This is a genomic window from Bradyrhizobium sp. BEA-2-5, assembly GCF_032918025.1.
Lineage (GTDB): Bacteria > Pseudomonadota > Alphaproteobacteria > Rhizobiales > Xanthobacteraceae > Bradyrhizobium > Bradyrhizobium pachyrhizi.
Genome location: NZ_CP136629.1, coordinates 5,587,812 through 5,613,844, shown reverse-complemented (window position 1 = coordinate 5,613,844; position 26,033 = coordinate 5,587,812). Strand labels below are relative to the sequence as shown.

The following is a 26,033-nucleotide window of genomic DNA, read 5'->3' as shown; positions in this document are numbered from 1 at the left end:
CTGCAATGCGGTTACCGTTCGTACACGAATGCGTCTGTTCTTATGGGTCCATAAAGGGGGCCTATATGTATCGCGTTCTGACCTGTCTCACTTTGGAACATGACTGGCGTTTGGTTGTCCTTGGCGGGGTGATCTGCCTGCTCGCCAGCGCCGTCGCGATCAGCCTGTTTCACCGCGCCCGCGCCGCACAGGGGCGTGCCCGCGAGATCTGGATCGGCCTCGATGCGGCGGTCGGCGGTTGCGGTATCTGGGCCACCCATTTCGTCGCCATGCTGGCGTACGATCCCGGCATCGAGGCCGGATACAACATTCCCATCACGCTGCTGTCGCTGGTGCTCGCGGTTGCGATCCTGGCCGTCGGATTGGCCGTCGCCACGCTCGATGGACGCTGGCGGACGGTTGCGGCCGGTGGCGCGATCGTCGGCGCCGGCGTCGCGGCGATGCATTACACCGGCATGCTCGGGCTGGAGCTGCCCGCGCGCATCGTCTGGTCGCCCGGCATCGTCGCCTCATCGATCGCGTTCGGAAGTCTGTTCGGCGCGCTCGCGCTCGTCGTTGCCACCCGTGGCGAACGTTTCGGCACCACGGCCGCCGCGACCGGCCTTCTGACCGTCGCGATCGTCTCGCATCATTTCACCGCAATGGGCGCGGTGACGCTCGTTCCGGATCCGACGATCGTTTCCGGCGGACTCACGGTCTCGCCGCGCGTGCTCTCATTCATGACCGCCGTTGCGGCCTTCGCGATCCTCGGCCTCTCGCTGATCGCCTCGATCCTCGACCGTCGCGCCAAGACCGAGCTTCACAAGCAGAAGGTGGTGCTCGATACCGCGCTCGAGAACATGTCGCAGGGGCTTTGCATGTTCGATGCCGACGGCCGCATCATGCTGTTCAACGAGCGCTACAGCGAGATGATGGGGCGCAGTCGCGTGCCGCTGCAGGGACGTCTGCTGATCGACGTCCTGCAGGACCTCCATTCCATCGGCGAGTGGGACGGCGATCCCGAGGAGTTCTGCAATGCTCTCGTCGCCGAGGCAAAGGCCGGCCACAGCGCGACACGGATCGTCAGCCGCAACGCGCGCGCGATCCGTGTCGTCGACCAGCCGATGAAGGGCGGCGGCTGGGTTGCGACCTTCGAAGACATCACCGAATGGCAGCAGGCCCAGGAACAGATTTCACACATGGCGCGGCATGACGCGCTGACCAATTTGCCGAACCGGACGCTGTTCCGCGAGCAGCTCGAGAAGGCCTCGAGACTGGCCAAGCGCTCCGACCAGCTGGCCGTGCTCTGTCTCGATCTCGATCATTTCAAGGAAATCAACGACACGCTCGGACATCCGATCGGCGACGCGCTGCTCCGCGAAGTCGCGCGCCGGCTCGGCGAATGCGTGACCGAGCACGACACCGTGGCGCGGCTTGGCGGCGACGAATTCGCCATCGTGCAGTTCTGCAGCAACTGCGATCCGTCGGTGGTGTCGTCGCTGGCAAGTCTCGTGGTCGAGCGGATCGCCGCGCCCTACGAGATCGGCGGCCATCAGCTCGTGATCGGCGTCAGCATCGGCATCTCGCTCGCGCCTGAGGATGGCAAGGATCCCGACGAATTGCTGCAGAAGGCCGATCTTGCGCTATACCGCGCCAAGGCCGACGGCCGCGGCACCTATCGCTTCTTCGAGACCGGGATGGATGCGCGTGCGCAGGCACGCCGCCTGCTGGAGCGCGACTTGCGGCTCGCGCTCGAGCATGACGAGTTCGAGGTCTACTACCAGCCGATCCGTGATGTCGCGGGCGATCAGATCGTCGCCTTCGAGGCGCTGGCGCGCTGGAACCATTCGCTGCGTGGCCTGATCGCGCCGAACAATTTCATTCCTGTCGCCGAGGAGACCGGGCTGATCGTTCCGCTTGGCGACATCGTGTTGCGCAAGGCCTGCGTGGATGCCGCGGGCTGGCCCGTGGCCGTCGCGGTTGCCGTCAATCTCTCGCCGGTGCAGTTCAAGAACCCCAACCTGGTGTCGTCGGTGAAGGCGGCGCTGGAAGCATCCGGCCTGTCGGCGGACCGGCTTGAGCTCGAGATCACCGAATCGGTGCTGCTGCAGAACAGCGAGGCGACGCTCGCGGTGCTGCATGAGCTGCGCGGCTTCGGCGTACGCATCGCGCTCGACGATTTCGGCGTCGGCTATTCCTCGCTGAGCTATCTGCGCAGCTTCCCGTTCGACAAGATCAAGATCGACCGGTCCTTCGTCACCGACCTTGCGACGCGCGAGGACTCGATGGCGATCGTGCGCGCGGTCACCGGCCTCGGCAAGAGCCTCGGCATCGTCACGACAGCCGAAGGGGTCGAGACCGATACCCAGTTCGACCTGCTGCGTCGGGAGGGCTGCACGCAGGCGCAGGGCTATCTGTTCAGTCCGCCGCGGCCGGCGGCCGACGTCGCCAAGATGTTGCGCAGGGTGCCGGAACGGTCGGTCGCCTGAGGGAAGGCCGGCGAGCTGGATTCTGGTTTGGACGCGTTTTCTTCACGCGAACCGCGTCCACTTCGCTCGAAAACGTTCTAGCTCTTGCGCAGGGCAAAATAGGCACCGCAGAACGCCATCACTGCGCCGAGGCACAGGGCGGCAAGGCCCGCGAGCACGGCGGAAATGGTCGAGACCGTGCTCGGCGCCGACGCGGCCTGGCCGGCGCCGGCCAGCATCAGCACGCCGACGACGATCAGGAAGTTACGCATCCGGTGCGGGATCTGGCCGGCCACAGCGCTGTGCATCAGATTGGCGGTGAAGTAGCCGCCCGAAAATCCGACGGTCGCGATCAGCCACCAGGCGATCGCCGCGCCTGCCGGCATGAACTCGTGGCTATCGGAGCGCCACAGGCCGCCGAGGTCGAGCCCGTAACGCGCGCCGAGCATGTGCACGGCAAGCGCCAGCAGCACGCCGGATATCATCGCGCCGCCGAGGATGAGGTAACGCGGAAAATAGGTCGTCTCGGGCATGGCTCGCTTGTAGGATAGGCGCGACAGGCTGCGCAAGCTTGCGCGTACGTTTGAACAGGTGGAACGGCGAATTGCCAACAACGTTGCAGGACCGGTCGGAGGCAGGCGAGGGCACGGCGGTGCGCTACGCCTACAAGGCCTCCTTGATCGGCTCGGCGCACCAGTTCGAGCTGACCGAGGACGGGCTGTCGTGGCGGATCGCCGGCCGGTCCGGCGTGTGGGATTATGCCGACATCTCCGCGGTGAAGCTGTCCTATCGCCCGGTCTCGATGCAGCAGCAGCGATTTCGCGCCGACATCGACAACGCCAAGGGCGGGCGGATCGCGATCCTCTCGACCACCTGGCAGACCGCGACGCTGGTGGCGCCGCAGGGCCATCTCTACCGCGACTTCATCGTCGAGCTGCATCGGCGGATGCAGGCGGCGGGCAGCAACGCCAGGCTGGTCGGAGGCCTCGGACCGAAGACGTACACCGCCGCGCTGGCGCTGCTGGCCTGCCTTGCGGTGGCAATGATCGGATTGCTGCTAACGGCGCTGCTGACGTCGAACTGGATGGGCGCGCTGTTCCTGGTCGGCTTTGCGGCGCTGTTCACATGGCAGGTCGGCGGTTTCGTCACGCGCAACCGGCCGCGGCGCTACAGCTTCGATCAATTGCCCGATGCGCTGCTGCCGAAGGCAGTTCGCAATCAAGCCCGATGACGTGCGACGGCGTCGCACTCACTCGGTCGAGTCAAAATCCTCTTCGGTCGCGCTCAGCATTCCCGCCAGCGTCCGCAGGCCGAGGTCGAGCTGCTCCATCGGCGGTGCCGCCAGTGCGAGCCGCACCGCATTGGGCGCGTGCCCCGGCGTGGCGGCAAAGGTGGTCGACGGCGTCAGCGCGATGTCGCGGCGCGCCGCGGCCGCGACCAGGGTCTGCGAGCGCCAATGCGGCGGCAAGGCCAGCCAGAGATGATACGACTTCGGATTGGTCTGGATTTCGAAATCGGCCAGATGCTTCGCCGCCAGAAGCTGGCGGCGGCCGGCATCGATCCGCTTCAGCCGTGACAATTCGGCAGCGGTGCCGTCGGCCATCAGCCGCTGCCCCGCGGCGAAGGCGTAGCCCGACGCGGTCCAGCCGCCCGAGCGCACCGCGGCCATGATGCTCTCGCGCAGCCGCGGCGGCGACACCAGGATGCCGAGCGCGAGGCCGGGCGCGACCTTCTTGGACAGGCTGTCGATCACGATGCAGCGGTCCGGCCCGAGCGCGGCCAGCGGCGTATCGTCGGCGAGGAAGCCGTAGACGGTGTCCTCGATGATGACGAGGCCGAGCTTCTCCACCACGCGCAACAGCTCGGCGCGGCGCTCGGGCGGCATGGTGATGCTGAGCGGGTTCTGGATCGTCGGCTGGACGTAGAGCGCCGACAGGTGCGCCTCGCGATGCGCCTTCTGGATCGCATCCGGCCGCGCGCCGTGCTCGTCCATCGGAATCGGGACCAGCGTCACGCCGAGCCGCGCGGCGATGCTCTTGACGTATGGATAGGTCAGCGCCTCGACGCCGCAGCGGCCGCCGGGCGGCACCACGGCGGCGAGCGCGGCGGCGATGCATTGCCGGCCGTTGGCGGTGAACACGATCTGGTCGGGATTCGGCGTCCAGCCCTTGCGCGCCAGGAATTCGGAGGAGATGGTTCGTGCCGCCCGCGTGCCAAAACTGGTCGCCGGCCGCAGCGCGCCCTCGAGCACCTCGGGCCGCTCCAGTCCTTCGAGGCTCTTGGCGATCATCGTCGCCTGGTGCGGCAGCAGCGGATAGTTGAACTCGAGGTCGATGCGGGCGCCGCGCGGCTCGGTCGGGGCCGCGATGCCGCGGCGTGCCTCGCCGGAGATGAAGGTGCCGCGGCCGACCTCGCCGACCACGAGGCCGCGGCGGAGCAATTCCGTATAAACCCGGCTCGCGGTCGAGACCGCGATGCCACGGTCATAGGCAAAATTGCGCTGCGGCGGCAGCCGGTCGCCTGCCTTCAGCGCGCCGCTGGCGATCTCGGCGGCCACCGCATCCGCCAGCTTCACGTACTCGAACTTGGACATTATTGCACCGAGAGCAATGTTTTGCTTGCTCCGAGAAATGTACCGGAGCATTTAAGAGGGAACAAGCCCATGATTGCACCGAGGAGCGCGCAAGCAATCCGAGGTCCCGACGGCGCAGCCGCTGAAACAGTATTTGCGTCAATGGCGTAGCTTTGCCTATGGGCAGCGAAGGAGATGACAATGTCAGCGATATCTTCAGCCGCTGCAGTGCCCGCGCGGTTTGGTACATTAGGCAGATTGCTCCGATTGCTCCGAGTGTGGGGCGATGCGCTCGCGACCTATTGGGTGCGCCGCGAGGCGATCAAGACGCTGCGCCAGCTCGATGACCGGGCGCTGCGTGATATCGGACTCTCGCGCTGCCAGATCGAGACCGCCGTCACCGGCGACTTCGACCTGGAGCTGGTGCGGATCCGTTAAGATGCCGGTGCGGCGCTCGAGCCGGGCGCCGACTGCCGGTTGCAGAATTCACCGAAACTACACCAAAGAAGCGGAAGAGCCCCGTCTCGTCACCGTCGTCGCTCCAAGGTTGTGACGCTCTATGCTAGCGTATTAGCTGCGTACGCTAGCGTTGAGTTGGGGACCGATGGCCGCTCGCAAATTGTCGCAAGGGCAGGCCCCGACCCGGGAAGCGCGTCGCCGCTGGCATGAGGAGCGATCGCTGCGCTGTGCGATCCGGTTGGCCCGCATGGGCTACTGGGAGTCGCAGAGTGCCGGCGCGACCGATCTCTGGATATCGCCCGAGCTCGCCGCATTCTACGAATTCGAGACCGCCGACGGCTACATCCCCATCGCCACGGTGCGCGAGCGCTATTTGCCCGAAAGCCGGAAGCTCCTGGAGGCGCATTACGCGGCCTGCTGGGCGGAGGGGCGGCCCTATGCGGTGCGGACGAGACTCCGCGGTTCCGATGGCAGCCTGCTCGACTGCGTGGTGCATGGCGAGCCGGAATTCGACGCGGACGGCCAGGTCCGGCGCGTGTCCGGCATCGTCCGCGACGTCACGGAGGAGACCTCCGCGCTGCGGCGCCTGGCGGAGAGCGAGCAACGGCTGGCCGATTTTGTCAGCACCGCCTCGGACTGGTGCTGGGAGAGCGACGCCGAACATCGGCTGCTGCCCTATCCCAAATCGCTTGCCGGCAATGCGGCGTTCCAGACGGTCGCCGCTGGCAGGAAGGCGCGCTGGGAACTGACTTATGCGCCCGAGGACGGGGAGGCGATGGCGCGGCACCGGGCCGATATGCAGGCCCATCGCCCTTTTCGCGACTTCACCTACACGCTGATCGGCAAGGACGGCTCGCGCGTCAGTATCTGCACCAGCGGCAAGCCGATCTTCGCCGATGACGGCAGCTTTCTCGGCTATCGCGGCACCTCCAGCGACATCACCCAGCTCAGGGCGGCCAAGGCGCTGCTCGACCAGCGCACGCGGGCGCTGGAGGAGGCCCACCGCCTCGGCAAGATCGGCACCTGGAGCTTTCGGCTGGACAGCGGCCGCACGATCTGGGCGCCCGAGCTCTACCAGCTTCTCGGCTTGCCCGACACGTTCGAGCCGACCGATGAGAACATGGGACCCTATTTCCTGCACGGCGACGCCGACCGCTTCCGGGACGTGCAGAAACGGGTGCTGCGCACCCGCAGGACCGAGGCCACGGATCTACGCATCCTGCACGCGGACGGCATGCCCCGCGATCTGGCCGTGATCTGCAAGGCGGAGGTTGCCCACGACAAGGTCATCGGCATCATCGGTACCGTGCAGGATGTCACCGAGCGCAAGGAGGCCGAGCGCCAGCTCGAGCAGCTCGCCTACAGCGATCCGCTGACCGGCCTTGCCAATCGCGCGCTGTTCACGCGCCAGCTCGCCGCCCTGACCGAAGGCTGCTCCCGGGGAGGCCGGACCGGTGCGCTGCTGCTCATCGACCTCGATCGCTTCAAGGAGGTCAATGATTCCCTCGGCCATGCCGCCGGTGACGAATTGCTGATCAAGGTGGCGACTGCGTTGCGGCAGGACTTGGGGCCGCGCGCCTTCATCGCCCGGCTCGGCGGCGACGAATTCGCCGTGCTGGCGGATGGATGCGACACGTCCGACGCCGCGCTGACCGGGCTTGCCGATCGGCTCGTCGGCAAACTGTCCGGCCCCGTCGATCTCGCCGAGGGCGAGGCCTCGGTCGGCGCCACCATCGGCATCGCCCGCCTGCCGGAGCACGGCGCGACGGCGGAGACCGCCGTGCGCAACGCGGACCTCGCGCTCTACATGGCCAAGGAGGCCGGGCGCGGCCGGGCGCAACTGTTCGAGCCGGTCTATGCGCAGGCGGTCGATGAAAGGCTCGATCTCGGCCGCCATCTGCGCCACGCCGTGGAGGCCGGTTCCCTCGAGGCGCATTACCAGCCGCAGGTGGATCTGAAGACCGGCCGCGTCACCGGCTTCGAGGCGCTGCTGCGCTGGACCCATCCCGAGCGCGGGCCGATCTCGCCGGCGGAGTTCATCCCGATCGCCGAAAGCTCCGGCCTCATCGTCGATCTCGGCCTGTGGGTGCTGCGCGAGGCCTGCCGGCAGGGCCGCGCCTGGCTGGATGCCGGGCTGCCGCCGCGCTCCATCTCGGTCAATGTCTCGCCGGCGCAGATCTGGAGCGTGGATTTCGAGACCGCGGTCTCGGCCATCCTGGCCGAGACCGGCTTTCCGGCGCAGCTGCTCTGCCTGGAGCTGACCGAAAGCCTGTTTGTGGATCATACCGAGCAGCGGATCAGTCGCACGCTGACGGCGCTGTCCGGCTTGGGCGCCCGGCTGGCGCTGGACGATTTCGGTTCGGGCTATTCCTCGCTCGGCTACCTGACGCGCCTGCCTTTCGACTGCCTGAAAGTGGACCGCGCCTTCGTGGACGGCATTTCCACCGCGCCGGAGAAGCGCAAGCTGCTGGGCGGCATCATCGCCCTGTCGCACGGGTTGGGCATGACGGTCGTGGCGGAGGGCGCCGAATTGTCCGCCGAACTGGACGTGCTCGGCGGGCTCGATTGCGATTTGGTGCAGGGCTTCGTGTTTTCCCCGCCCATCGCCGCCGACAAGGCGCCGCTGGTGGCCGCCAGCATCGAGCGCGAGGCACGCCGGATGCAGCCGCAACGGAATCGCCTCTAGAGTCTGATGAGGTTAGGTTGAACTGGAACGGCGTCGAAAGTTCACCTCCCCCTTGGGAGAGGTCGATTTGCGCAGCAAATCGGGTGAGGGGCACGGTCTATCGAGAGAGCAAGAGCCCTCACCCGGATTGCTCTGGACGATGCTTCGCATCGCCAGGCGCAATCCGACCTCTCCCCGTCGGGGAGAGGTGAACCGAGATCGCGCCAAGCCGATTCTATCAAAACTCATCGCGCGCGCTAGGCGAACACCGCTTTGGTGGCATTCATTGCCCGCGGCTTTGCCTCGATGGTGGCCGCTGACCAATCAGCTGGACCGTGTACTCACAAATCGGAGCTGGATGAGGGGCGCTTGATGTCCGTTCTCACCCTGACAGCCGCGAGAAAGCGGACCTTGCTGGAGGTTCGAGAAGGGCCAACAAGCGGACTTCGGACGAGCACCACCGCGCAGGACGGCGAGCTGCTGTCTTGCCCGCGCATTCGCCGAGACTATGCTGGAAGGCCGGCCTTTCGCAGCCCGTCAACCAGGTGCTCCAAATCTTCGGCGCGTTTGAGAATGGATACCTGCTGCTGGGTGCCGCTGATGCTGTATCTTGGATTCAAGCGTAGAACTTCGTTTGCCTCTGCACGAGCATCTTCCATTCGTCCCAGCTGAGCGTACGTCGCAGCCAAGAAGGCGTGGCCATACTGGTGATTGGGCGCGCGGCCAATGGCTTCAGTCAACCAATGTTGGGCATCGTGGTATTCTTTGAGGTGGTAGTGAGCTACGCCGACCATCAACGGCGCAAAATGCGGATGGAATGGATCTAGGCGCATTTGCAACTTGGCGATGGCAATAGCTCTGGTCGGGTCTCCCACCGAGTAGAATATTTGCGCGAGGCGGTAATCCGCGAAATTGGGGTTTAGCGCCAGCGCTCTTTCGGCGGCGCCAGTCGCTGCGTCGAAGTCACGCTTCCGGATGATGTTATAACCCAACTCGGCATAGGCTTCGGGCAGGCCCGGATTGTGGGCAATTGCCGTGCGCGCCAATTTGATGGCCAGGTCAAGGATAGTCGGGCTCAAATATTCATCATTCAGGGGATTGAGCCAAGCCACCCGGTGCGTGCTGGCCAGCATTGTATAGCAACGGGCATATTTCGGATCGATGGCCAGCGAATCTGCGAGGTGCCCTCGTGTCCTCAATAATTCCGCCATTTGCCACGAGGACTGGAACGATATCCACGCCGCAGCTGCGCGCATGTAGTGATCGTAGGCCTGCCAAGTCGCGGGCGGCTTGAGCAAGGTGCGTTCAGCTTCCGCCATGTTCACATGCGCGACCAGAATTGCGGCGATCGTACGCGCCACGTCGTCCTGGATCGCAAATACATCCTTCAACTTCTGGTCATAGCGCTCGGCCCAGCGGTGGACGCCACTTGCAGCATCAATCAGCTGTGCCGTGATCCGAACTCGGTCATTGCCCCGACGAACGCTACCCTCCAGAACATAGCGCACGCCGAGTTCTCGACCCACCTGACGCAAATCAACCGCTCTGCCCTTGTATCGAAAACTCGAATTGCGTGCGATCACGAACAAGTCCGAGAAGCGGGACAACTCGGTGATGATGTCTTCCGAAATTCCATCCGCAAAGTACTCCTGTTCCGAGTCGCGACTCATATTCTCAAAAGCCAGGACGGCGACCGATGGCTTGTCGGGAAGCGCAAGCGCCGGTCGCGCCGGAGCGTTGCCGAACGACACGCGATAGACCCGCACCGGCCGTGCAATGTTCTTCAGTTGATGCTCGCCACTATCTTCGAATTCGATGTCAAGCTTATCCTGCGTATCTTCTCGTACGCGTTGCGATACACAGATGCCGCCCGGCTCACAAAGCGCCTCGAGCCGAGCCGCAACATTTACCCCGTCCCCAAAGATATCGCCGCCTTCTGTGATGATGTCGCCGGCGTTGATGCCGATGCGGAACTCGATCCGCTTTTCAATTCGCACATCGGTGTTTCGAGTGATCATGCCGCGCTGTATCGCAACGGCGCATCGCATAGCGCTGACCACGCTGGCAAACTCCACCAACACTCCGTCGCCGGCGCTCCTGATAAGCCGCCCGCCGTGCTTTTCGATCTCGGGATGGAGGAGCGCAGACAGATGTTCGTTCAGCCGGGCGTGCGTACCCTCCTCATCAGCACCCATTAGGCGGCTATAGCCAGCCACATCGGCCACGAAAACAGCACTCAGTCGCCGTTCCACACGGTCTGCGGCCATAAAAGCTCGCCCTGATCCGATCCGATCTTTAGTCAAAGTCTATTGTCAGAAGAAGGAGGTGTCTATCGGGCTCCGAACACCGGTGTCATTCAGATAGTGCCAGCCCGCGTACGAGCTCGGGGAGATCGACCTCAGTATCGGATTCTGCCCGCTTCGATGGCGAACCGCGTGCGAGGTACGGACGGATGGACGCGCCCGCAGCGCGCCGGAGAGCCGAGCCGGCCAAATGACGTTCTTTCGGAGGTTGCGCCCTCGAAGGGAACGTGGTCCAGCTGTCCTTGAAAATCGCGATACTCGTTGAAGAGGGCATCAGCGAATGACGAGATTCACGCCACTTTTTCTTGCTGCGCTTGTGATGCTCTCCAGTCCCGCACTTCCGAATGATGGACAGATTACATTGGTTGTGGGATTTGCGGCAGGGGGAACCTCTTCAACCGCAGCCAGAATCGTTGCTGAAGCAGCGGAGCAGATCGCGCGAACGTCGACGATCGTGGAAAATCGACCTGGCGCGGGAGGAGCAATAGCGGCAGATTGGGTACTTCGGCAAAAGGGGACTCAGACACTCTTGTTCATGTCCTCCACGTCGTCGCTCAGAACGTCTCCTCAAAGCGAGCTCGTGCCCATCGGAATTTTGGCGACCTTCTCATACGTTGCCGTCGCGAGAAAAGACGCTGCCGCGCAGCTTGCCGAATACATGCTGGAGGCCTCGCGCGAGGAGAAATATCGCACCGTGGCCACGGCAGGCGCCGGGAGCATTCCCCATCTCATAGGTACAACGCTTTTCAACGACTACGGAGTGCCGATGGTGCACGTACCTTATCAAGGGTCGGCGCCAGCGATCCTCAGTGTCCTTGGGGGGCATGTCGCGGTTGCGATTGTTCCTTTTCCGGACTTTCTCCCGTTTCAAGATTCACTTCACGTTCTTGCACAAACCGGCAGCGGGATTGAGACGGAAGGATGGATCGGCATCTTCGCTCCGCCGGGAACATCAGCGGAGGAAGTCTCCCGACTCTCCGAGATTTTTCGGCAAGCATCGCAACGTTCTCAGGAGAAACTGCAGAATGTCGGATTTAAGCAAGTATGGCGATCCGGTGCAGAGGCGCGAGCGATGCATGAGAAAGATTACACCCGGTGGACGCCGATACTTAAGGTGCTCGGAATTCAACCCTGACGCGGCCGCAACGGTGGCCATGACGTGACCGGGGGCTTCACACCCCGCCGTCCGGAGCCGCGTCGATTTTACGTGCCCTTTGGTCAGGCCCTCCGCTGTCTTTTCCGCATTCGGCGGAAGCCCCTGCACGGCTGAAGCGCGGAGACCAGACTACAGCCTGTTCGGGCGCTGACGGCCCGGGCGCTAACGGCGCTTTGATACTTTCTGGACCGTCTTGAGCGCTTGATTGACGCCCTTCAGCGATTCATTGACCCCCTCCAGCTGCGCTTGCAGAGCATCCCTGCGCTTCTGTAGGTCCTTCAGCAGTGCTTTCCTTTGCGCCGCGGTCAATTCCTCAAAATCGATGAGATCCACTGCAAATCTACACATCGCCGCCTCCAAGTGGCAAAATTAGATTTGATCAATCCCTCGTCCAATGCACCCCTGAATTGTCGACAATTTCTAGTGGATAATCAAGCTGGATGAACCTCGGATCGGACGAATTTTGGACGACCTTGCGCGTGGCAGGACACCGGCACAGGCGTTGCACTTTATTTCACCGGCTTGGTGCGACTGACCTGATCGTTTCAGGGATCAATCAATCGGCCAAGCTGCTCGTTGGGGTTTGCGGCCGCATTGACCAAGATTGCCGTGTAATCGGCAATCCAATTCTGGACGGTGTTTGGCTCGAACAAGTCGTCCTTGCGCCCGCATATGCCGGTCATTCCCGACGGGGTGTCCTTAAGGGTAATCGAGAGCCAAGCGCGATCAATCGGCATGGCAGACCGTTCTTCCTGGTAGCCGAACGGGCGAACCGTCAGATCGGGCAACTGGAGCGCTCGGCGGAACGCAACTTGGAGAACGAAATAAACTTGGACGAGTGATGCCGGGCACAAGCCGGTCTCTTCCGCCAGTCGGCTGGCAATTATATCGAAGGGAAGTTCTTGTCTGGCGTAAGCCTCCAAGACGGCCCTGCGCACGCGTTCAAGCGCTTCGCTAAAGGTCAGATCAGCATCAAGTTGGGTGCGGATGATCGTTGTGTTCGCGAACGGACCGATCACGCGTTCTGTCCTGAGTTGAGGCCGATTGGCCATCAAAGTCGCGACACAAATGTCGTTGCGTTCGCTCCGGAGCAACAGCAGGGTCTTGAAACCGGCGAGTAAACTCATGAACAGAGTTACGCCCCGGTCGCGGCTCATGGCGCTCAGCTGCGTCACCAGATTGTTCGATATTTGAAATGATTCCTGGAGAGCGCGCGAAGTCAATTCGCCTCCAACGCTGCTTTTCGGGGCTGCAAATGGAGGTGAGGCTTTGTCGAGGCATCGCTTCCAGTAAGCGAACTGCCTGTTTGCTTCCTCGGTGCTGGACCACAAACGCTGCCAGCGAGCGAAATCGGAAAACTGAAGCGATGGTTTGGGCAGCTGCGCCTTCGCACCGGAAATCGCAGCGGCATAGATCTCCAGAAGTTCTTCCATGAAGATTGCCATCGACCAGCCATCGATGATGATATCATGCATGACCAGGAGCAAAACATGGTCCCTGGCATCGAGCCTGAAGAGATAGGCCCGGAACAGTGGCGCATTGTTCATGTCGATCGGCGCCAGGGAGCTCCGTTCGGCTTCCAGCTTCGCCTTTACCAGCAGAAGTTCCTTGGCACGGGTATCTCCGGCATGCACCGGGACTGCATAATCCTTCACAGCCAGGATTGATCTGACATCGACGTCCGGCACGACGCGAGCGAGGGGGACCTCATCCTGCCAGATAAACGCCGTGCGCAGCATGTCATGCCGACGCACGACCTCGGCAAGGCTCCGCTCGAGCACGGGAATGCTTAGTCGGCCCTGCAATCGATAAGCGAACGGCAGGTTGAACTGGGGTAGCCCGGGTAATTTTCGCTCGATGCGTAGCATGCGCTCCTGCACGATGGAGATTGACTGTGCGCCATCTGCATCAGCGCGCGAGATCTGCGATGGCGGATCGTGCGGGCGCGCCAACGAGCCGGCGCTCTCTTTTGATGATTCAAGGCGAAGCGCAAGCGCTGCAACGGTCGACGAATTGAAGATATCCTCGAACGACAGCATGACGCCGAAGTACTCTTCCACACGCAAGATCAACTGGGTCATGGCAAGTGAATCCACGCCGAGCGCGAAGACATCCTGATCAACGCTGATCCGATCGATGTCCAGGATGTCCTTCCAGATACCGGCCAGTTGACGCTCCAATTCCGAGCTGGGCGCAACTCCTTTGCCGTCGTCCTGGATTGGTCGAGTCTTTGAAAGGCCGGCCGCAAGTTCATTGCGCTTGATCTTCCCGCCGGAGCCTTTCGGAATCTCTGTTACAATCACGATGAGGCCAGGGACCTTAAACCCGGCCAGGCGTCCTCGGGCAAAGTCTCGGAGACTTTGTACGCTCACCTTTGCGTCCTGACGCAGCACAATAGCGGCGGCGACGTCCGCGCCCAGTCGCTCATGGGGGACAGGGAAAACAGCGGCTTCGATCACAGCCGGGTGGCTCAGCAATGCGCTCTCTACCTCGGCGGGGGCAATCTTCTGCCCGCCCTTATGGATGATCTCCTTGATGCGACCGACGATAAAGAGATACCGGTCGGCGTCCAGGTATCCGAGGTCGCCGGTCCGGAACCAGCCGTCCTGAAATGCGGACGCTGTAGCGGCGGCATCATTGTCGTACCTTCTGGTTATGGTGGGACCTCGCAGCGCGATCTCTCCACGTTTGCCGGATGGCAAGCGACGGCCTCTCCTGTCCAGTATCCCGATCTCGGGGCCGGCCGGCCGGCCGACGGAACCGCGCTTTCGCCGCTGCAAGGGATTAGCAGCGATCTGGGTCGCGGCCTCCGTCATGCCGTAGGTGTCTATAACGGGAACACCAAACAGCGCTTCTAGTCCGTCGAGCACTTCCGACGACAGAGACGTCGAAGCCGAACGAACGAGCCGCAAGGAGGACCGCTGCGCAGCCTGCCTGTAGGGATCCGCCGCCGCCAATACTGCGCGATGGATTGCTGGTACCGCCGTGTACCAGGTTGGTCGGAACTCCATCAGCCAGCCGAAGAACGCTGTTGCATCGAAGCCAGGCGGACAGACCGTACTGGAGCCTGCCGCAAGCGCGGCCAGAAGTCCCGAGATCAAGCCATGCCCATGAAAGAGAGGCAGTACGCTTAGCAATCGGTCGCGAGCCTCCAGCTCCAAGACGGCGCCAACGTTGTCGGCCGACAGACAGACGCTCGCATGGGTCAGAGGGACCGTTTTGGGCCGCGACGTGCTGCCAGATGTCATCAGGATGAACGCGTCGTCAGCGCTGGACGCAAACTCGTCGTCAACCAGGAGCTGCGGTGCCCGACCGGCAACACTGAACGCGCCGGCTCCCTCGTTCGGCCGCATCGACACATCGATCACGGGCACGCCCTGGATTTGGGCGGCGCGTCGGCTGGCCGAATTCAAGTCAGCGTGCGTCAATAGCGCCGCCAGCTGCAATTCGCCGAAATAACGCAGGTATTCATCACAGGTGAAACCCGGATTGAGAGGTACACAAACCGCGCCGGCCGCAACCGTGATCGCCGCTACTGCAGCCTCTGGTCCGTCCGACAACACGACCGCGACCCTGTCAGTTCGGCGCACGCCGACGTTCCGCAACCCGAAAACCACTTCATTTGCCTGCGTCCATAGCGCGCCATACGTCATCGGGCGGCGCGCCGGGGCCAGAATGGCATAGCGCTCCGGCGCAGTTTCCGCGTGGTCGGCGAGGAGGTCTCGAACGCACGGAAAGGGGCGTCTTCCGGCGCCCTTGCGTGCGTTACCTTTCCGCAATTCCTTGACAATATTCGACAACGCCGCCCCTCATCGTCAATGTCGCTCCGTATCCTGAGCTGGTGAAGTCAATTCCCAGAACCCTCAAACACATCGAAGGACGAGAATACGCGGATAGCATCGTCGGGCAATCGACCGCGGGCGCCTCGGCTGCGCTCAGGCAAGTTGCCTGTTCTGACAGCATCTTGGGAAGCTCAACGCTTATAGCAGTATGTTGAGCCACTGTCCGGCATGGCCGACGACCGCTTCGGGTCAAGAGGTGAAGAGCTCAACGTGAGCACAATGCGTCCGCTTTCGGGTGCATAGCGACCAATCGCCGTCGGTCAGTGCCTCATTGAGCTGACTGCCGAGCCGTGGTTCCAGCGCCTGACCGAAGGGGCCGAATCATGCGCTACGAACTCTCCGACGACGAATGGACTGCCATCGAGCCGATGCTGCCCAACAAGCCGCGCGGCGTGCCACGAGCGAATGACCGCCGCGTCCTCAACGGCATCTTCGTGCGCAATTTCGGAATACTAGAAGAATATCCCTGAGTTGCCCGACGTGTCAAGTCGCCTGGTCGAACGCCGGCCGCCGCCGGCTACTTTGCATGGGGTTGTTTTCGATATTTTGGCAGCGCCGCCTGCGACGGCCATGACTCACCCAGCTTTAATGCCTCACCACCAGCACCGAGCATTTGGCGTAGCGCACGACGTGCCCGGCGTTGGAGCCGAGGAAATAGGTGCGCATCGCCGGCCGGTGCGAGGTCATCACGATCAGGTCGGCCTTCATCTGCGCGGCTTCCTCCAGGATTTCGTGGTAGATGCCGCCCTGGCGCACGACGCCCGAGATGCGGGAGGGCGCGATGCCGGACTCGCGCGCGACGATGGCGAGGGCCTCCTCCGAGGTCTGGCGCTGCTGCTCGTCGAAATCGGCCGGGACGTATTCGGCCAGCATCACCGGCGTCATCGGCAGTACGTTGAGCAGGCGTACCGTGCCGCTCCAGGTCTGGGACAGCGTCGCCGCGGTTGCGATCGCCGGCTTGGCGAGATCGGTGTCGGCGAGGTCGATGGGCACGAGGATGGACTTGAACATCTGCGCCTCCTGTCCGCGATTGGTCTGGAGCCGTTTGGTCCCTGTGCCCGGGACGCGCGCCTTCTTTTTCTTGAAGTCGTTCTGGTCTCGACGCGAACCGGTCCCCCTGTCGCGCAGAGGCCAATATAGCATGGCGGCGCGGCGCTGTCCGCTTGCGTCAGCTGCGCGAGGCCTGCTTCAACAGCTTAGGGCTGACGAACAGGACGAGCTTGCCGCGCCGAAACGAGACGTCGTTCCAGTCGTCGGTCGCAAAGTCGAAGACGGCGAGCCCCGAGGTCGGCAGATTGTCGCCGAGCGCGCGCTTTGCGGCCTCGTCGCCGCTGCCGGTCAGCGTCAGCGCGAGCTCGTGCATGCCGGGATTATGGCCGACCAGCATCAGCCGCTTCGGATCGCTGACCGAAGCCATCCGGATCGCGGTCAGCAATTGCACCGGGTCGGCGCCGTAGAGGTCCGGCACGAATTCGACCTTCGGCGCAGGCCCGGCGCCCTTCAGCGCCTCGCGCACGATCTCCCAGGTCTGCCTGGTGCGGACCGCCGGCGAGACCAGCGCCAGATTGGGCAGGGGCGGATGACGGGCGATCCAGCCGCCGATCTCCGCTGCGTCGCGGTGGCCGCGCTCGTCGAGCCGGCGGTCCTGGTCACGGCCGCTCGGCGCGTCGGTCTCGGTCTTGGCGTGACGCAGCAGCATCAAACGGCGCATGGCATTCTCGAATCGGTCAGGTCGAATTAATTCTACAGGCTCATGCCCTGGACAAGGTGACAAGCGCCGCAGCGGTTCGTAAGAAACGCCATGAGCGAGAGTTCCACAAGTGCGGCAGACGGCCCCGATCAGGCGGCCTCGCCGTTCCGCGACCGTCTGGCGTTCGACCTCGACGTCGATATTTGCGTGGTCGGGGCCGGGCTGGCCGGCCTGACCGTGGCGCGTGAGGCGGCGCGGCTCGGTGCGAGCGTCGCGGTGCTCGAAGGCCGCCAGATCGGCTGGAACGCCTCCGGTCATCATCTCGGCACCGTAATGCCGGGATTCGGCCTGCCGATAACAGATGTGATCGAGCGCGTCGGCCTCGACGATGCCCGCGAATTGTGGGCGCTGTCGAAGGAGGGCGCCGACTATGTCCGCGCCACCGCTACCGAAGATTTGATCCCGGGCATCAAGCCGAGCGATGGCGCGCTGGAGGTCTCCAATGTCGATGTCGGCGAGGCGCTGATCAGCCGCCTGCAGACGCTGGGTGAGGATTTGGCGACCGAGATCGAGGGCTGGCAGGTCGATCGCGTGCGCAGCGTGCTCAAGACCGATCGCTACTTCCACGGCGTGTATTATCCTAGGGCGTTCCAGGTCGACGGCCGGAAATATGTGCACGGCCTTGCGGCGCTGGCACGGCGGGCAGGCGCCCGCATCTTCGAGGACACGCCGGTCGTCAGCATCGATCATTCCGGCATCCGCAAGCGCATCGTCACGCCCTCGGCGCGGCTGCGCGCGACCCACATCGTGCTCGCCGGCAACATTCATCTCGGCGCGCCCCTGAAGCGCCTTTCGGAGACGCTGCTGCCGGTCTGGCGCTACGCGGCATTGACCGAGCCGCTCGGGGAGCGGCTGGCCGAGACCATCGTCTTTCCCGGCTCGGTCGTCGACAGCGACGGCATCGACCATTTCCGTGTTGTCGATGGCGATCGGCTGTTGTGGGCGAGCCCCGAAGCCACCTGGGACGCACGGCCGAAGCGGCTTGGCGGGGCGGTGCAGCGCCGCATCGCCACGGTGTTTCCGCAACTCGGCAAGGTTCCGATCGCCGAGATGTTCGGCGGCGCGGTCGGCGTCACCGTGCACGGCATGCCGCAGATCGGCCAGTTGCGCAAAGGCCTGTGGGTGGCGAGCGGGTTCGGCCGCCAGGGCATGAACACCTCCGCCATGGCCGGACAGATGATCGCGCGCAGCATTCTGTGGGGCGATGAGCGCTGGCGGCTGTTCTCGCCGTTCGAGCTGGTCTGGGCGGGCGGCGCCACGGGACGCGTCGCCGGTCATTTCGTCGGCCTGTGGGCGAGGGGGGCCTCGTCCGTGGCGGGTGTTCTGGCGCGCTACCGCGAGGGTGCACGTGCGAAGGAGCGCCTGCGCGAGGCACGGCTCGCCGAGGCCAATCTCAGGGCGGGAACCAGGGGACCCGCACCCCGCCGTCCGCCCCCGTCGGCAGTGCGGCCGGCGCGTCCGCCCGCGCCCAGGCAGATCGAGGACGGCGAGGCGCCGTATCCGGATGCCTCGCAAGAAAGTGAGCGGATCTCCGACGGGCGGATGTAACGTCCGCCGGCGGGGTTCGTATTTGTTGACGAACCTCGGGCACGCCCCCCGAGCCGCCCGCACCGGAGATGATTAATGATCGATCGCCGCATCCTGCTTGCTTCCGTCGCCGGCCTGTTCGGCTTCGCCGCCTTCCGCTGGCTGCGCGCCTCGCCGGCGCAGGCCGCCGAGAAATTCGAGATCGAGAAGACCGACGCCGAATGGCGCGCGCAGCTGACGCCGCAGCAATACGAGATCCTGCGCAACCAGGGCACCGAGCGGCCGGGATCCAGCCCGCTGCTCAAGGAGCACCGCAAGGGCATCTTCGCCTGCGCCGGCTGTGACCTGCCGCTGTTTGCGTCCGAGACCAAGTTCGAGAGCGGCACGGGATGGCCGAGCTTCTACCAGCCGATCGAGGGCAATGTCGGCAAGACCGAGGACCGCACCTACGGCATGGTCCGCACCGAGGTGCATTGCCGCCGCTGCGGCGGCCACCTCGGCCACGTCTTCGACGACGGTCCGAAGCCGACCGGCTTGCGCTATTGCATCGACGGTTTCGGGCTGGTCTTTCACCCGGCGGCGCCATCGGCGACCTGACATTCCTTCCCGGCAATTGTTGCCGCTCCCGGCAAATGTGCCCCGGTCGAACGACCGGGGCATTTTTTTCAAGCGGATGATTTTGTTACGTTTTGTTTCGTGGCACGACCTTTGCGACATGCTCCGCCGATGCGGCCATTCCTGTGATTGCCAGCCGCCGGGAATCGAATTGGAGAACATGTCATGGGTATCTTCGGCGCTCTCACGACGGCTGTCGGTGGCTTGCGCGCGGGGTCGTACGCGCTTGAAAACATCTCCGGCAACATCGCCAACTCGCAGACCACCGCCTTCAAGCGCATCGATACCTCGTTCCTTGACCTCGTCCCGCAGACCGCGCTGACCGCGCAGCTTGCCGGCGGCGTCACCGCGCAGTCCCGTTCGACCAACTCGGTACAGGGCGACGTCCAGTCGGCATCGGTCGCGACCTTCATGGCGATCAACGGCAACGGTTTCTTCGCGGTGCAGAAGCCCGGCAGCTTCACCGACGGTGCGCCGGTGTTCGATGGCGTCGACCGCTACACCCGCCGCGGCGATTTCCAGCTCAACAAGGACGGCTATCTCGTCAACGGCGCCGGCTACTATCTCGAGGGCGTGCCGATCGACCCGACCACCGGCAACCCGGCAGGCTCATCGCCGCAGGTGCTGCAATTCAAGAACGACTTCCTGCCGGCGCAGCAGACCACCAAGATAGACTATCGCGCCAACCTCGCGTCCTATCCCTTGACCACCGCGCACGACACTTCGGTTCCCGGTTCCGAGCTGATCCGGCCGGGCGCGTTCAGCAGTGGAAACAATCCGTTGGTGCTGGGCACGCCGGCTGCGCCGTATACCGATTCCGCTATCACCGGCACCGAGCAGAAGAACAAGGCGACGCCATCGGTGGACAATACCATCGCGACCTTGCTTTCGGGCGGTACAGGCACCGACTCGATCAACGCCAGCTTCAGCGCCGGCTCGGCCGGCCCGCCCGTCGTGCCCGCCGACACGATCACGGTCAACGGCACCGTCATCACCTTCGTGGCGTCGGGGGCGACTGGCAACCAGCTCAACGTCACCGACAGCATCGGAACGCTGCTCGCGAAGATCGACGCGATTACCGGCACCACGACGCCATCGACGATCAGCGGCGGCAAGATCACCTTGCACTCCGGCAAATTGGCCGATCTCAACGTGACGAGCTCGAACTCGACCGCCTTCGCGGCGCTCGGCTTCACCGGCTCGGCGGTTGCGGTTCGCGGCGGCGGCGGCACGGTCGGCACCGGCCAGGTTATCGGCAACGATAACTCGACCTTCCTGAACGAATCCGTCTCAGGCGGCGCGGTGACCGCCTACAACGCCGCCGGCACGCCGGTGAACCTGCAATTGCGCTGGGCCAAGACCGACAGTGCCTCGCTGGGTGGCACACATACCGACACCTGGAACCTGTTCTATCAGGTCAATCCCAATGCGACCGGCACACAGGTCTCCTGGCAGAACGTCAACGTCAACTTCACCTTCGCCTCGAACGGGCAGATGTCGCCGGCGATCTCCTCGGTGGCGCTCACCAATGCCGTCGTCAACGGCGTGTCGCTCGGCAGCCCCGTGATCAATTTCGGCTCCGGTGGCGTGACCCAGTTCGCCGACGCCAACGGCAACGTTCAGGTCAACCAGATCCAGCAGGACGGTTTCCCCGCAGGCCAGCTGCAGTCGGTCAGCGTCTCCACCAACGGCCGCATCGTCGGCAACTACACCAACGGCCGCAACATCGACCTCGCCGAAATCTCGGTGGCGACCTTCAACGGCACCAACTTCCTCAAGCGCATCGACGGCGGTGCGTTCGAGGCGACCGACGAGTCCGGCGCGGCGTTGTTCGGCAAGGCCGGCACCATCGTCGGTTCCTCGCTCGAGAGCTCCAACACCGACATCGCCGATGAATTCACAAAGCTGATCGTGACCCAGCAGGCCTATTCGGCCAACACCAAGGTGATCACGACCGCGAATTCGATGGTGCAGGATCTCTTGAACGTATTGCGCTGATCGCATCGTTGCTGCACGTGTGAAGAAGTAAAGGCGAGTACACATCATGGGTTTGAGCCAAGCCCTTTCCACCGCGATGTCGGGCCTGCGCGCCACGCAGGCCTCGCTCTCGCTCGTGTCGTCGAACGTCGCCAACGCGGAGACGCCCGGCTACGTCAGGAAGACGCTCAATCAGGTCACCGGCACCACCGGCCAGTACGGTTCGAGCGTCCTCATCACCGGCGTCAACCGCCAGCTCGACGAATTCCTGCAGACCCAGCTCCGCACCGAGACCTCGGGCGCGGCCTACGCCGATGTCCGCTCGGATTTCATGGCCAATCTGCAGGGCGTGTACGGCAATCCCGACTCCACCGGCACGATCGAGGACGCCTACAACAAGTTCCTGACCGCGCTGCAGGGGCTGTCGACCAGCCCGGAATCGCAGTCGGCCCGCATCGGCGTGATCAATGCCGCGCAATCGATGGCGCAGCAGCTCAACGCGACGTCGCAGGGAATCCAGACGCTGCGCGCCAACGCCGAGGCCGGCATCAGCGACTCCATCAACAGCGCCAACAATGCGTTGCAGCAGATTGCGCGCCTCAATGTCCAGCTGGCGGCCAATGGCGGCACGACCGATGCCTCGACCGCGGCATTGCTCGATCAGCGCGACCGCTACGTCACGCAGCTCTCGCAGCTGATGGACATCCGCACCGTCACCAACAGCCAGAACCAAGTGAGCGTGTTCACCAATTCCGGCGTGCAGCTGGTCGGCACCGAGGCCGCGACGCTCAGCTTCAACGCCCAGGGCACGATGACGTCCAACACGTTGTACAATACCGACCCGACCAAGAGCACGGTCGGGACCATCACCATCACGTTCCCGCATGGCGGCACCTATGACATGGTGTCGACCAATTCGATTCGCTCCGGCAAGATCGCCGCCTATCTCGAGTTGCGCGACAACACGCTGGCGCAGGCCCAGACCCAGATCGATCAGTTCGCCGCCGCGATGTCGAGCGCGCTGTCGGACAAGACCACCGCGGGCACCGCGGCGACGGCGGGAGCGCAGTCCGGCTTCGACCTCGATCTCTCGGGGCTGCAGAACGGCAACACCATCCACGTCTCCTACAAGGACAACACCACCGGCCTCACGCATAATCTGTCGATCATCCGCGTCGACGATCCGAGCGTGCTGCCGCTGAGCAATACCGCGACCGTCGATCCCAACGACGAGGTGCTGGGCATCGATTTCTCCGGTGGCATGAGCTCGGTGCTGTCGCAGCTCAACGGCGCGCTCGGTGGAACCGGCCTGCAATTCTCCAATCCGTCCGGGTCGACGCTGCGCGTGCTCGACGACGGCGCCGCCAACAAGGCCGATGTGACCGCGGCGTCGGTCACCACGACGGTTTCGTCGCTGACCTCGGGCAATCCGCAGCTGCCGCTGTTCACCGACGGCGGCCAGGCGCTCTACACCGGCGCGATCACGTCGTCCGGCTCGCAGACCACCGGCCTTGCCGCACGCATCAGCGTCAACACCGCCTTGATCGGCGATCCCTCGCGCATGGTGGTGTACTCGACCAATCCGCAGACGCCGGCCGGCGACACCACGCGCGCCAACCTCGTTCTGAACCAGCTGTCGAATGCCTCATACAGCTATTCGCCGCAGACCGGCCTTGGCACCACCGGCGCGCCGTTCACCGGCACGCTGCTCAACTTTGCCAAGCAGTTCATCAGCCAGCAGGGCGAGTCGGCGACCGCTGCCAAGCAACTCGCTGACGGCCAGGACGTCGTGCTGAACACGCTGCAGACCAAGATGGACTCGACCTCCGGCGTCAACATGGACGAGGAGATGGCGCATCTGCTTTCGCTGCAGAACGCCTATTCCGCCAATGCGCGCGTGATGTCGTCGATCAAGCAGATGTACGACGCGCTGCTGCAGCTCACGTGAGGGTAACATGTCGATCGACGGCGTAAGCGGCAGAACTTCCTATATCGGCACCACGATCCTCAACCTGCGGAATCAGCTCAATGACCTGACCACGCAGCTTGCGACCGGCAAGGTATCGACAACTTATGCGGGGCAGGGACTCGATCGCGGTTTCGCGCTCAGCCTGCGCGCGCAGATCAGCGGCATCAACGCGTTCTCCGATACCGCCACCAACCTCAACACGCGCCTGAGTGTCGCGAACCTCACCTTGCAGGGCCTGTCCGACGTCGGGGCCCAGGTGAAGAACGCCGCGACGACGGCGACGCTGACGCTCAACGACAGCGGCCAGACCTCGGGCCAGATCACGGCGCAGGCGGCCTTCGCTAACGCGGTCGCGATGCTGAACAGCCAGTCGGGCGACCGCTATCTGTTTTCCGGCCGCGCGATGGATACGCCGGCCACGGTATCCGCCGATACCATGCTCAAGGGTACGGCAACCCAGGCCGGCCTCACGCAGCTCATCAATGAGCGCAAGCAGGCCGATCAGGGCGCCGGCATGATGGGGCGCCTGAGCGTCTCGTCGCCGCCGGCGACCACGACGGTCACGAGTATCGCCGAGGACGGCTCGCCGTTCGGCCTGAAGCTTTTGTCGGTGCAGTCGTCGTTGACGGGTGGCGCCACGGTGACGCAGCCGACCGGCACGCCGAAATCGGCCTCGGTCGATCTCGGCGCCGTCAATCCGAAGGACGGCGACAAGATCAAGTTCAACTTCACGCTGCCCGACGGCACCACCGAAGCGATCGAACTCACGGCGACCACGACGAACCCGCCGCCCGCCGGCTCGTTCCTGATCGGCGCCGACACCGCGGCGACGACGGCCAACCTGCAATCGACCCTGACCTCGTCGATCAAGACGTTGAGCGACACGTCGCTGGTCGCGGCGTCCGCGGTTGCGGCGTCGAACAATTTCTTCAATCCGGTCGCGACCGTGTCGGGCGCCGCGGTCAACAACCGGAACACGCCGCCGGCGCCGATCAACGGCGCCACGGCGCTGTCGGGGGCGGCGGGCACCGACTCGCTGTCGGCGAGCTTTGCCGCCGGCGATACCATCACGGTGAACGGCACGCCGATCACCTTCGTGGCCTCGGGCGCCACCGGCAACCAGGTCAACGTCACCGACAGCGTGCAGACGCTGATGGCCAAGATCGACCAGATCAGCGGCACCAAGAACCCGTCGACCATCGGCAACGGCGCGATCACCCTGCACGGCGCCGATGGCGAGAGCCTGTCGATCTCGAGCTCCAACACGGCCGCACTTGGCGCGCTCGGCATCGCCAACAACACCACCGCAGCGCCGGCGCCGCTGAGGGTAGGGGGACCGCCGTTCGACACCGCCACCAACCTGGTCGCGGGCACGCCCGACAACACCGTCTACTGGTACACCGGCGAGAATGGCCCGGGGTCGGCGCGCGGCACCGCGGTCGCGCAGGTCGATCAGTCCATCACCGTGCAGTATGGCGCGCGCGCCAACGAACAGGCCTTCCGCTATTTGCTGCAGAACGTCGCGGTGTACGCAGCCGTCACAACCAATGCCAGCAATCCGAATGCGAGTGCGCAGGTGACGGCGCTCGCGCAGCGCGTGAGCGCCAACCTCGCCCCGCAAAACGGTCAGCAGCAGATCCAGGACGTGCAGGCCGAATTCGCCGGTGCCCAGACCGCGACCAAGGCGGCCACCGATCGGCAGACCCAGCTCAAGGGGATGGCGGAAACGATGCTCGACTCGGTCGAGGGCGTCAATCAGGACGAGGTCGCGACCAAGATCCTGGCGCTGCAAACCAGCTTGCAGGCGTCGTACCAGACCACGTCGATGCTGTATCAGACGACGCTGCTGAAATATCTGCCGATCGGCTGATCGCGCGCCCCTCATCTCCAGCCAGCAAAAAGGCCTCCGCGCGGAGGCCTTTTTCGTTGAGGCGAGTGGGGCTAGAGCGTTTTCAAGCGAAGTGGACGCCGGGCCGCGCGAAAACGCGTCAAAACAAGGAGCTCTACGCGCTCTTGCGTGTGTCGTCCCGCTCGGCGTTCTGCTGGTCGCGCGCGGTTTCCAGCAACTTCTCTTCGTGTGCGATCAGCTTCTTGGATTCCTTCAGCGCGTGATAGAGGTCGCCGTTGAGGATGAAGTTGTTGACGCTTTCGATGAAGGGCCAGGCGCTCGGCATCGCGGTGATGATGTCGCGCACCAGACTGAAATAGGTCGGGTGGTGCGCCATCGGGTCCGGCGACAGATACATCAGCTGCACAGCGAGATAGATCAGCTTTGCCGGCGTGTCCGCGGTCTCGGGCGTCAGGATATCCTTCTCGCGCAGGATCGGGATGCGGTCACCGTCGATCAGCAGGCGGGCGCGCTGGTCGGTGTTGGTGATCACGCAATTGCCGACGATGATGCGCTCGTTCGGTTTGAGTTCGACCTTCAGGGCCATAACCGTTCTCCTTTGCCGGCAGTCGCGCGACGTCTTCGCTCGCGGAACGACGTGGTTCGGCACTGCTTAGCAGCCGCCGTTGCGGCCCGGGGCCGATGCGACAGTGATCCTTTCCCATGATGGTTAATGCTTGGTGAATGGGGTGAGGGCGCAGGGGTCGCTATCTGGCCGGAATTGTCAGTCGCCCCAGTAGTTTTCGGGACGAACCTCGCCCAATGGCGACAATTTTATTCTTCGGCCTTTGTCTCAAATGCCGTGCTGGAGATTTCTTTTTCCTTCGCGGCTTGACCGCAGGATCGGCCATCCGCCCGATCAG

At 63.9% G+C, this 26,033-nt stretch carries 18 protein-coding genes and 1 pseudogene; 11 read left to right on the top strand and 8 right to left on the bottom strand.

The window, feature by feature from the left end; all coding sequences use genetic code 11:
• Positions 1 to 65: 65 nt before the first annotated feature.
• A complete protein-coding gene (locus RX327_RS26590; RefSeq protein ID WP_317247595.1) occupies positions 66 to 2,468 on the top strand; it encodes an EAL domain-containing protein in 2,403 nt (800 codons plus the stop codon).
• A 77-nt stretch (positions 2,469 to 2,545) separates the two neighbouring features.
• Here RX327_RS26590 and RX327_RS26585 read toward each other — a convergent pair whose 3' ends face one another.
• Positions 2,546 to 2,980, bottom strand: coding sequence for a hypothetical protein (locus RX327_RS26585; RefSeq protein WP_028337713.1), 435 nt, complete (start codon positions 2,978 to 2,980; stop codon positions 2,546 to 2,548).
• 83 nt (positions 2,981 to 3,063) lie between these two features.
• Here RX327_RS26585 and RX327_RS26580 point away from each other — a divergent pair, with 83 nt between their 5' ends.
• Entirely contained in the window at positions 3,064 to 3,678 is a 615-nt protein-coding gene (locus RX327_RS26580) for a hypothetical protein (RefSeq protein ID WP_050386416.1), read from the top strand.
• An 18-nt stretch (positions 3,679 to 3,696) separates the two neighbouring features.
• Here RX327_RS26580 and RX327_RS26575 read toward each other — a convergent pair whose 3' ends face one another.
• Positions 3,697 to 5,040, bottom strand: coding sequence for a PLP-dependent aminotransferase family protein (locus RX327_RS26575; RefSeq protein ID WP_317247594.1), 1,344 nt, complete (start codon positions 5,038 to 5,040; stop codon positions 3,697 to 3,699).
• 255 nt (positions 5,041 to 5,295) lie between these two features.
• Between RX327_RS26575 and RX327_RS26570 the strand changes: the two genes are divergently transcribed.
• Positions 5,296 to 5,457: a DUF1127 domain-containing protein gene (locus tag RX327_RS26570; protein ID WP_080583391.1), complete on the top strand. Its 162-nt coding sequence runs from the start codon at positions 5,296 to 5,298 to the stop codon at positions 5,455 to 5,457.
• Between the two features lie 268 nt (positions 5,458 to 5,725).
• The gene (locus RX327_RS26565; protein WP_082190741.1) at positions 5,726 to 8,164 is read left to right on the top strand and encodes a bifunctional diguanylate cyclase/phosphodiesterase; all 2,439 of its coding nucleotides are present in this window, start codon (positions 5,726 to 5,728) and stop codon (positions 8,162 to 8,164) included.
• A 485-nt stretch (positions 8,165 to 8,649) separates the two neighbouring features.
• Here the strand turns inward: RX327_RS26565 and RX327_RS26560 are convergent, their stop codons facing one another.
• Complete coding sequence (locus RX327_RS26560) at positions 8,650 to 10,410, bottom strand: adenylate/guanylate cyclase domain-containing protein (protein WP_063779961.1); 1,761 nt, start codon at positions 10,408 to 10,410, stop codon at positions 8,650 to 8,652.
• Positions 10,411 to 10,726: 316 nt separating this feature from the next.
• Between RX327_RS26560 and RX327_RS26555 the strand changes: the two genes are divergently transcribed.
• The gene (locus tag RX327_RS26555; RefSeq protein WP_082190740.1) at positions 10,727 to 11,581 is read left to right on the top strand and encodes a Bug family tripartite tricarboxylate transporter substrate binding protein; all 855 of its coding nucleotides are present in this window, start codon (positions 10,727 to 10,729) and stop codon (positions 11,579 to 11,581) included.
• Between the two features lie 183 nt (positions 11,582 to 11,764).
• On the opposite strand, the gene RX327_RS26550 is transcribed toward RX327_RS26555, so the two are convergent.
• Positions 11,765 to 11,950 carry a hypothetical protein gene (locus RX327_RS26550; RefSeq protein WP_155258570.1) on the bottom strand — a complete coding sequence of 62 codons (186 nt, stop codon included), beginning with the start codon at positions 11,948 to 11,950 and terminating at the stop codon, positions 11,765 to 11,767.
• Positions 11,951 to 12,147: 197 nt separating this feature from the next.
• Positions 12,148 to 15,402 (bottom strand): AMP-binding protein, encoded by a 3,255-nt coding sequence (locus tag RX327_RS26545; protein WP_082190739.1) that lies wholly within the window; start codon positions 15,400 to 15,402, stop codon positions 12,148 to 12,150.
• 365 nt (positions 15,403 to 15,767) lie between these two features.
• Between RX327_RS26545 and RX327_RS26540 the strand changes: the two are divergent.
• A pseudogene (locus RX327_RS26540) lies at positions 15,768 to 15,884 on the top strand (transposase); the annotation flags it as partial.
• Between the two features lie 145 nt (positions 15,885 to 16,029).
• On the opposite strand, the gene RX327_RS26535 reads toward RX327_RS26540, so the two are convergent.
• Positions 16,030 to 16,455, bottom strand: coding sequence for a universal stress protein (locus RX327_RS26535; RefSeq protein WP_317247593.1), 426 nt, complete (start codon positions 16,453 to 16,455; stop codon positions 16,030 to 16,032).
• 157 nt (positions 16,456 to 16,612) lie between these two features.
• Entirely contained in the window at positions 16,613 to 17,155 is a 543-nt protein-coding gene (locus RX327_RS26530; RefSeq protein ID WP_317247592.1) for a histidine phosphatase family protein, read from the bottom strand.
• Between the two features lie 90 nt (positions 17,156 to 17,245).
• Here RX327_RS26530 and RX327_RS26525 point away from each other — a divergent pair, with 90 nt between their 5' ends.
• From RX327_RS26525 to RX327_RS26505, 5 genes are all read left to right on the top strand, one after another.
• Positions 17,246 to 18,742, top strand: coding sequence for an FAD-binding oxidoreductase (locus tag RX327_RS26525; protein ID WP_317247591.1), 1,497 nt, complete (start codon positions 17,246 to 17,248; stop codon positions 18,740 to 18,742).
• A gap of 75 nt (positions 18,743 to 18,817) precedes the next feature.
• On the top strand, positions 18,818 to 19,318 hold the full coding sequence (gene msrB / locus RX327_RS26520) for a peptide-methionine (R)-S-oxide reductase MsrB (protein ID WP_317247590.1): 501 nt from the start codon (positions 18,818 to 18,820) through the stop codon (positions 19,316 to 19,318).
• Positions 19,319 to 19,501: 183 nt separating this feature from the next.
• Complete coding sequence (locus RX327_RS26515) at positions 19,502 to 21,334, top strand: flagellar hook-basal body complex protein (protein WP_317247589.1); 1,833 nt, start codon at positions 19,502 to 19,504, stop codon at positions 21,332 to 21,334.
• Between the two features lie 46 nt (positions 21,335 to 21,380).
• Positions 21,381 to 23,261, top strand: coding sequence for a flagellar hook-associated protein FlgK (gene flgK / locus RX327_RS26510; protein WP_317247588.1), 1,881 nt, complete (start codon positions 21,381 to 21,383; stop codon positions 23,259 to 23,261).
• Between the two features lie 7 nt (positions 23,262 to 23,268).
• On the top strand, positions 23,269 to 25,152 hold the full coding sequence (locus RX327_RS26505) for a flagellar protein (protein ID WP_050386408.1): 1,884 nt from the start codon (positions 23,269 to 23,271) through the stop codon (positions 25,150 to 25,152).
• A 133-nt stretch (positions 25,153 to 25,285) separates the two neighbouring features.
• Here RX327_RS26505 and flbT read toward each other — a convergent pair whose 3' ends face one another.
• Complete coding sequence (gene flbT / locus RX327_RS26500) at positions 25,286 to 25,717, bottom strand: flagellar biosynthesis repressor FlbT (RefSeq protein WP_028337700.1); 432 nt, start codon at positions 25,715 to 25,717, stop codon at positions 25,286 to 25,288.
• Positions 25,718 to 26,033 lie beyond the last annotated feature (316 nt).

Excerpts from the sequence above, each read along its gene's own strand:
- RX327_RS26590 (WP_317247595.1), top strand. The coding sequence starts at position 66 with ATGTATCGCGTTCTGACCTGTCTCACTTTGGAACATGACTGGCGTTTG.
- RX327_RS26585 (WP_028337713.1), bottom strand. The coding sequence starts at position 2,980 with ATGCCCGAGACGACCTATTTTCCGCGTTACCTCATCCTCGGCGGCGCG.
- RX327_RS26575 (WP_317247594.1), bottom strand. The coding sequence starts at position 5,040 with ATGTCCAAGTTCGAGTACGTGAAGCTGGCGGATGCGGTGGCCGCCGAG.
- RX327_RS26565 (WP_082190741.1), top strand. The coding sequence starts at position 5,726 with ATGGGCTACTGGGAGTCGCAGAGTGCCGGCGCGACCGATCTCTGGATA.
- RX327_RS26560 (WP_063779961.1), bottom strand. The coding sequence starts at position 10,410 with ATGGCCGCAGACCGTGTGGAACGGCGACTGAGTGCTGTTTTCGTGGCC.
- RX327_RS26555 (WP_082190740.1), top strand. The coding sequence starts at position 10,727 with ATGACGAGATTCACGCCACTTTTTCTTGCTGCGCTTGTGATGCTCTCC.
- RX327_RS26550 (WP_155258570.1), bottom strand. The coding sequence starts at position 11,950 with ATGTGTAGATTTGCAGTGGATCTCATCGATTTTGAGGAATTGACCGCG.
- RX327_RS26535 (WP_317247593.1), bottom strand. The coding sequence starts at position 16,455 with ATGTTCAAGTCCATCCTCGTGCCCATCGACCTCGCCGACACCGATCTC.
- RX327_RS26530 (WP_317247592.1), bottom strand. The coding sequence starts at position 17,155 with ATGCGCCGTTTGATGCTGCTGCGTCACGCCAAGACCGAGACCGACGCG.
- RX327_RS26525 (WP_317247591.1), top strand. The coding sequence starts at position 17,246 with ATGAGCGAGAGTTCCACAAGTGCGGCAGACGGCCCCGATCAGGCGGCC.
- msrB (WP_317247590.1), top strand. The coding sequence starts at position 18,818 with ATGATCGATCGCCGCATCCTGCTTGCTTCCGTCGCCGGCCTGTTCGGC.
- RX327_RS26515 (WP_317247589.1), top strand. The coding sequence starts at position 19,502 with ATGGGTATCTTCGGCGCTCTCACGACGGCTGTCGGTGGCTTGCGCGCG.
- flgK (WP_317247588.1), top strand. The coding sequence starts at position 21,381 with ATGGGTTTGAGCCAAGCCCTTTCCACCGCGATGTCGGGCCTGCGCGCC.
- RX327_RS26505 (WP_050386408.1), top strand. The coding sequence starts at position 23,269 with ATGTCGATCGACGGCGTAAGCGGCAGAACTTCCTATATCGGCACCACG.
- flbT (WP_028337700.1), bottom strand. The coding sequence starts at position 25,717 with ATGGCCCTGAAGGTCGAACTCAAACCGAACGAGCGCATCATCGTCGGC.